Origin of the sequence: Bacteroides sp. L10-4 (genome assembly GCF_013373675.1) — a bacterium.
GTDB classification, from domain to species: domain Bacteria; phylum Bacteroidota; class Bacteroidia; order Bacteroidales; family Bacteroidaceae; genus Bacteroides; species Bacteroides muris.
Genome location: NZ_JABXJH010000097.1, coordinates 1 through 7,741 on the forward strand (window position 1 = coordinate 1; position 7,741 = coordinate 7,741).

At 42.3% G+C, this 7,741-nt stretch carries 6 protein-coding genes, 1 tRNA gene and 3 pseudogenes; all 10 read right to left on the minus strand.

Going from position 1 to position 7,741, the window contains the following annotated elements:
• Window positions 1–327: 327 nt before the first annotated feature.
• Window positions 328–882, minus strand: a complete 555-nt coding sequence (locus HU824_RS18570) for a DUF3332 domain-containing protein (protein WP_176469659.1) — start codon at window positions 880–882, stop codon at window positions 328–330.
• A gap of 172 nt (window positions 883–1,054) precedes the next feature.
• Window positions 1,055–1,195 (minus strand): annotated as a pseudogene (locus HU824_RS18575) (DoxX family protein); the annotation flags it as partial.
• A gap of 278 nt (window positions 1,196–1,473) precedes the next feature.
• Window positions 1,474–1,890 (minus strand): DUF1893 domain-containing protein, encoded by a 417-nt coding sequence (locus HU824_RS18580; protein WP_176469660.1) that lies wholly within the window; start codon window positions 1,888–1,890, stop codon window positions 1,474–1,476.
• A 1-nt stretch (window position 1,891) separates the two neighbouring features.
• Window positions 1,892–3,289 (minus strand): aldo/keto reductase, encoded by a 1,398-nt coding sequence (locus HU824_RS18585; RefSeq protein ID WP_176469661.1) that lies wholly within the window; start codon window positions 3,287–3,289, stop codon window positions 1,892–1,894.
• Window positions 3,290–3,310: 21 nt separating this feature from the next.
• The gene (locus HU824_RS18590; protein ID WP_176469662.1) at window positions 3,311–4,783 is read right to left on the minus strand and encodes a 4Fe-4S binding protein; all 1,473 of its coding nucleotides are present in this window, start codon (window positions 4,781–4,783) and stop codon (window positions 3,311–3,313) included.
• 53 nt (window positions 4,784–4,836) lie between these two features.
• Window positions 4,837–4,963: pseudogene (locus HU824_RS18595) on the minus strand (flavodoxin family protein); the annotation flags it as partial.
• Between the two features lie 107 nt (window positions 4,964–5,070).
• Window positions 5,071–5,143: transfer RNA gene (locus HU824_RS18600), tRNA-Lys, on the minus strand.
• 86 nt (window positions 5,144–5,229) lie between these two features.
• On the minus strand, window positions 5,230–6,033 hold the full coding sequence (locus tag HU824_RS18605; RefSeq protein WP_136010150.1) for an MBL fold metallo-hydrolase: 804 nt from the start codon (window positions 6,031–6,033) through the stop codon (window positions 5,230–5,232).
• Between the two features lie 82 nt (window positions 6,034–6,115).
• A complete protein-coding gene (locus HU824_RS18610; RefSeq protein WP_136010149.1) occupies window positions 6,116–7,498 on the minus strand; it encodes a peptide MFS transporter in 1,383 nt (460 codons plus the stop codon).
• A gap of 116 nt (window positions 7,499–7,614) precedes the next feature.
• Window positions 7,615–7,741, minus strand: a pseudogene (locus HU824_RS18615) (IS4 family transposase); the annotation flags it as partial.

A 7,741-nucleotide genomic window follows, 5' to 3' on the forward strand; every position in this document is an offset into this window, starting at 1 on the left:
CGGAATACATACGGCAAATGCAGTACTGATGATAGAAAAAATCAGGAACAAAACGGCTAAAGCAGCATGACATGATTTTATTCACAAGGGGCAGAAGAGGGCATCGGACTTCTTCCGGAGCGTCATGTCCTGCCCGATAAAATTATGTGAGAAAGCACGAAAAAATGACAATAATAATGGCATATGAAGAGGATAGACCATAATCACATAATCACTTCATATGCCATCTTATTTTTTAGAGACATTTACTGAATATCCCTAATTAATAATGGGTATAAATATACGCAGTTAACTACCCATTATTATTCATCCATCGTCATTTATCCATTACTTAAAGGCGTAATAGTTGTCAATCATTGTAGCCTGACGTGCTGTTGCCACACCTTGAGCATCCAGCGTCACAGTCATTTCCTCACCGTTCGGAAGGGTCATTTGTGCAGTGCCGTCATTGTTCATTTGCAGCAACTCTGTGCTGACACCATCGGCAACAACATTCCAAGTATTCAACTCTTTGTTGTAAATGAGTTCCATAGAAGCTGTTTCACCTTCCTTGGTGATAGAATAGCCGTTTTCAAGTGTTTCTACCAGATAGTCACCGTTTTCGCCTTTCACTTTCTTTACATCACCAATGCTGGCCATAGGATTTGAACCACTCCAGAATTCGATGGAGTTGATGACCAATGCATCGGCCAGATAGCAAACGCCATATACCGGAATAATATTGAATGCCAGATAAACCAGTTCGTTTACAAACTTGGTACCAATACCTTGATTCCAGCTGACCAGTTTACTGTGCAGTCCAAAAGAACCGATACAAGAACTGAAAAGAAACGAGCCGCAAATCATTACGGTCGCAACCATCTTTAAATTGAACTTTTTCATAATCACTCTTTTTATTTTACTGTGTTTAATTAGCTTTATAGCTCATCGAGTTATTTTAAGCATCCGCAAATATAGGATTTTTTATGAAAATACATACTATTTGAGCTTAAAATCTGTTTTCAGTAAGACGGAAGTGTCTATTTACGAGCCTTTTGGAAAGAGCTTTTCCTATTCAGCGGTCAAAGGCAAACTTGCCCGGACCTATGATATACATCACACGGCACACTACCAGATACATGAAAGCCAACTCTTTCGTGGCAAACGGGTCATTGCCATGGATTACTAAAAAGTCAATAGCCATTGTAAACACCAAACCGGATTTAGATTTAATATCAATGAAGTTTTTTGGAGATATAAAGAAATTGTTTGACAATCAGGAACTTTTGTTCTATCTGATAGATATGTTTCAAGAACAACATGTCACTTCAGCTCTGACATACACTTCAGGTCATGAAAAAAATATTTTGATGACAACCGGCATCTCTTCCCGAACGGCCACAATGAAAACCGCACACTGGACGGTATCGGTATGCGCAAGGATGACTTCAAGATGCCGAAGGAGAAAGGTCAGGGAAAAAGAGCAAGCTGTTACTATTTTGCCCTGATTCTTGACATAAAATTCTGAATCACCGGATACATCTCCTCTATCGTACTCAGCTCCATGCAAGCCGCTTCCAACGGGCACCAGCCAGTCTTGTCACGGTTAATGATATGAGGAACCTCTTGGGCAAAACTCGTTTCAATTCCTGCCTCACACAGCAATGCCAGCGCAGGAGTACTAATTATATCCGCATAGACCGTTTTAAACCCTCCCAATACCATCAAAGCTGCGGCACCTTTTCCTATAACTTTATCGGCAATGGCAGCCCCCTTCATAAATGCAGAATCTGCCTGATACAAATCATACAAATCTGCCACTCCACGTTGGGTGCAAGTACGAATTTCCTCTCGGTTTTTCATAACACAAGAGTATCCGCCCTTGTGCAGTATGTCAATGATGCTCTCCATTTTATAAAGTCTCTTGTTTCAACTGTTCTACAAATTTGTCAATACGATGCAATTCTTTGGGAATATCAATCGTTTGTGGGCAATGCGGAGAACACTGGTTGCACCCGCTACAATGGTCGGCCTGCCTCAGTTTGGGTACACTTCTGTCATATCCTATGAGAAAAGCACGGCGTGCTTTCCGATAATTCTCATCCTGACAGCTTTCCGGCACATTTCCTTCATTGACACATTTATTATAATGTATCAAGATGGCAGGAATGTCAATCCCATACGGGCAAGGCATGCAGTACTTGCAGTTGTTGCAAGGTATGGTGGGGTACTCCATCATCAAATCGGCCGTAGCATACAGATACTGAATTTCCTCTTCTGTGAGTGGTACTAATGGAGAGTAAGTACGGATGTTGTCCTGCAAGTGTTCCATATAAGTCATGCCGCTCAGCACTGTCAGTACATCTTGAGGAGAACCGGCATAGCGGAATGCCCAAGAAGCCACACTGCGTTCGGGCTCGCGCTGCTTCAGCCGTGCCACAATATGGTCAGGGACGTTGGAGAGCCGTCCACCCAGCAGAGGTTCCATAATGACAGCAGGGATATTACGTTTTGCCAGCTCATCATACAGATATTCTGCTTTGAAGTTGCTGCCCGAAGCATGTTTCCAGTCTACATAATTCAATTGTATTTGTACAAAGTCCCAATGTACTTCACCACGGTCATGCATCTGCAAGGCATAGTCATAGACTTCGATATCACCGTGGAACGACCATCCCAAGTGACGGATGCGTCCTGCTTCACGCTCCTTTACAAGAAAATCAATCATACCGTTGTCTATATAGCGCTTGTGGAATTGCTTCATGCCACCGCCACCAATCATGTGTAGCAGATAGTAGTCTATATAGTCTACTTGCATATCCTCGAACGACTTACGGTACATGGCGATAGACCCCTCACGAGTCCAAGTATCAGGATGAAAATTGGATAGTTTAGTAGCAAGATAGAACGATTCGCGCGGGTGGTGCTTCAGAGCTATTCCCGTAGACTTCTCACTCCATCCTTGTACATACATCGGAGACGTATCGAAATAATTCACACCATGTGCAATGGCATAATCCACCAGTTCGTTTACGGCATCCTGGTCTATCATTTCCCCTTTTCCATCCGGAGCAGGAATGGTAGGCCAGCGCATACAGCCATATCCTAAAATAGAAACTTTGTCACTTCCTAAACCGGGAAAACTACGATAGGTTATCTTATCCGTCGGAACCGGTCCCAAGATATTGTTACTTGTATCACTTCCTTCTTTAGAACTGCAACCATACAAGGCGGTGGCAGATGTTGTAGCCGTGATACCTACAATCTTCAAAAAATCACGGCGACTCATGCTTTTATGACGTTCTTCCATATTCACCAATATTACAGATATTTATACAATCCTGTGTCTTTCATGCCCTTCCACATAGATGGCACTGAAGGGACGGGCAGGGCAAAGATTTTCGCACGCACCACAGCCGATGCAGCGCTCTACATTGACAACCGGGATTTTCGGAGAATTCTCATCTTCCGGACTGCTCGGTACCATTTGTATGGCAGCTACCGGACAATGGCGGGCACAATTGCCACATTCCATTCCGTCGGTCAATGGTATACAGTTCTTTTTCACCCACACGGCATGTCCTATCTGAATGGAAGATTTATCAGCTTTGGTTATTGGACGAATGGCACCTGCGGGACACACTTCGGAACACTTTGTACACTCCGGTCTGCAATAGCCGCGCTCGTAGGCCATTTCCGGCTGCATTAGTTTCATTAAGTCTGCAGATGGCCGAAGCACTTGATTGGGACAAACCGATACACAGAGTTGGCAAGCTGTACAATGTTGTGTCAAATGGCGTATGCCCAATGAACCTGGAGGGACGATAGGAGTGCTACGCTCCGGAATTTTCTTATCTTCAATGGTTGCCAATCCACCGTCCCCTTTCTTTTTTTGTGCTTTCAAAACAGAGTTGACCGCTACCAGAGCAGTGACTGTAAAGAAACGACGACGAGTCTCGTTCATTTGTTTCGGAACTTTCTTCGGAGTCGTATAGGAGATAGCTCCATGGCTGCACTTGTCTATACAGTTCATGCAAGTTACGCAACGGCTGGCATCAACCTTATGCTCCTTAATATCAATACAAGCCGCTTTGCAATTACGGGCACACAAACTGCATTCATTACATTTATCCGGCTCTATCATAATACGGAAAAAAGAATAACGTGAAAGGAAACCTAGCACAGTTCCTACAGGACAAATCGTATTGCAGTAAGTACGTCCGTTTCGTCCTGCCAAAACGGCAAGCACTACGAAAGTGGCAACAGCAATAATAAAGGTAGACCAGCTTTTCAACCACACATCTGTTTCATAAAAGGCATAACTGCCGGCACGTTCTGCAAAATAGGCGAGCAGGTTGTTACTCCATTGCCACAACGGCTGGAAAAAATTGTTGGCTATGCGCCCATATGAACTGTAAGGTGCCAGCAAAGCCGCCAACGAACTGAATCCGGCAACCAAGGCAATAATGAATATTCCCAGCATTCCATAACGTAACCATGACATTGCCGGAGAATAGGAGTAGGGGAGTTTTTTACGTTTCTTAAACTTCCTGCCTATCCAAGCCATTACATCCTGAAGTATCCCCAACGGGCAGATAACGGAACAATAGACACGCCCACATATCAATGTAAGAATTACAAGAAATAATACTACTCCTACGTTCAACGCCAATACTGCCGGTAAGAACTGGATTTTGGCTAGCCATCCGAACCATCCGTGCAGCATTCCCGTGAAATCAAGGAACAACAAGGTAATGAGTGCAAAACAAAGCGTTGCAAAGGCCAGTCTGATTTTACGTAACATGATAGTTTTGTATAAGTGTTTTAATTATATGGACAGCGGATATCTTCATTACGCATTTCATGCAATTTGTATATGGCCACTTCTTTCATGTACAGCCTCTATCAACGCCTTGTTTGCCTGCGATTCTTTGATATTAGGATGCGCCAGGAGAACCACTATCTGCTTTGAATCTTTTCCCATATTGTGTTTCTTTTAGTCTTAGAAATATAAATGAGTACGCAAATATAAAGAAATATGGATACATAACAAAAAAAGGAACAACTAATGTTGTTCCTTTTTTTGTTATGTACACCCTCAGGGATTCGAACCCTGGACCCACTGATTAAGAGTCAGTTGCTCTACCAACTGAGCTAAGAGTGCATTTCTTATTTGCGGGTGCAAAAGTAATCCTTTTATTTTATTCATGCAAATAAATTGAAGTATTTTTTGCGATGAAATGAGATTTTTTATTCAAACTCATATAAATCAGAAGGAGTTGTACGCTTCAAAGCGCATAACTGCACATCCTTTCCTACGATAATTCCTTTTTCCCTTAACTTCCATTCCACTGTCTTATAGGCCAATTCTGGATGGTTATTGTCCTTGCTCAAATGGCAAAGCCAAATATACTGTAAATGCTCCGTCATATTTTCCGAAAGGAATTCGGCAGTAGCAATATTGCTCATGTGCCCGGTACGGCTGGTAATACGTTCTTTCAGGTATTGGGGATAGGTACCCATACGTAACATCTCCTCATCGTAGTTGGCTTCCAATATCAGATAATTGGCCTTTTTGATATATTCTGCAGCTGTAGGAGTGATTTCACCAAGATCTGTAAGAAAAGCAAAGACCTTTCCGTCTATCTCAATACAATAGCCCACATTGTCCGTGCCGTCATGAGGTACTTCGAAAGATTCGATATGAAAGTCTTCCAACTGCATGGGTTGCTGCTTTTCCAGATAACGGACAGACGAATATAACTTTTCCGTCATGCAATAGCTCCGGTTGATACCCTTATGAATCTGGGCAGTTGTATAAATAGGAATATTCTGCTTTTCACCCAGTCCGCCTACCGCTTTAATATGATCTGCATGGTCGTGCGTAACAAATACCGCACGTATCATTTCCATGCTGATACCTGCTTCCTTGAGTCCTTTTTTTATCGTCCGTACTGCAATGCCGGCGTCGATGAGTATTCCATATTTTTCTGTACCTATATAATAGCAGTTGCCACTGCTTCCACTGGCAAGGCTTATAAATTTTACTTTCATCCTAATCTCCTTAATTACAAAAAAACCGTCACTTTTAAAAAAAGTGACGGCAAATATACAAAAAGTATGCAATACATGCCCCTTATGCCTTCTTCTTTTTGTCGATGAATTCGGTCGTTTTGGCAAAAACGAATAATGCTATTGCTGCAACCAATCCTATAGCAGCGAAATAATACCAAATATAATGTGCATTGACACTGGCTGCTTCCCATGCTTCGCGGGTTTCAAACAAGCTTGGGTCAGGACAATATTTTGTCAGAAGTACCCCCGCAATACCAAACCCCAAAATAGAAGAGAGGAATGAATGAAGATGACTGAAACCAAGGTACATGCCTTCTTCGCCCTTGGGGGCTTGCAAAGAGAAGTATTCCAGATAACGTGGTGAAATGAAACATTCAGCCAAAGCCTGTACTACAATGCCAAGTACCATCATTAAAGTAATATTACTCATGCCGGCAATAATGTCATTACCCAACAAATTACCGCATGCCATCAGTAATGCCGATACCGGAATAAGAAACATGCCTATATTCATGGAAGTAATTGCGGTGCGTTTTGCCATCCATCGAGTAATAAAGCTTACGCAGCAAACCACTACAAACGGGTTTACATTGGCTATCCACCCCGGTTTGGCCGTTTCACCCGCCATACGGATGACATATTTGGGCATAGTTGCATAGAGTTGTTGCTGCACCATCCAAAAACCGGTTACGATGAGAATAAGAATCAGCAAACGCCAATTAGTGATAATACGCAGAAAGCCTTGTCCAATTTCACGCATGCTTTTTCCTTCACCTGCTGTATGTGCCGATTTATACAATAAGATGACAGCCGATAATGCTAACAACGTCATGACAGCCGAGAAGTAATTGATATAAATATAAGCTTGCTCACCGATAACATTCCGTAGAGGATCGACCACCGTTTTCCCGGTAAATGCGCCTATATTCACCATCATATAGAAGATGGAATAACCGCGTGCACGGGTAGCCTCTGTTGTTTCCTTAGCCACCGATCCCGATATAATAGACTTGATGAACGAACCTCCCACCATGATAACAAACAATACAGGGACAATCATCCAGCGGTCATTACTGTCTGGCAATCCGGAAAAACGGGTTATCTCACCATACTTCACCAGACCGGCAGCTTCCAGCAGGGTAGGAAGCAGTCCCAAGCCCAAATATCCGATGGATAGTAATGAGAAAGCAATAATCATTGACTTTCGGAAACCTATCTTATCGGCATATGCGCCCGTAAAGATAGGCAACAGATAGAGTCCTCCCGAAAACAAGCCGGAAATCATGCTTGACTCAAAATCATTGAAACCTAAAATGTTGGAAAGATAAATGGTAAGAATAATAAATACGGCATAATATGCCATGCGTTCGAACAGTTCTACTGTACTACTTACCCAAAAGGCTCTGTTGAAACCTTTGGAAGTGGGTTGGGGTGATGTCATCATCCTTTGTAACGATTAAAATTTATGCATTAAATGAAAAAATAAGTGCAAAAATAGAAAATTAATATCGTGTTTGCAAAATATTAATTTCTTGCAAACACGATATTAATAAGCTGCAGTTAAGTACATGACAAAAATTTGAAAACATCGAATTTTGGGGTATAAGTCGGACGCATAAGTATGGTCGAAATCTCTTCCAATCCATATTTGACAAGCGACTTTGCCTTTCTTCCATGTTTCAGAATC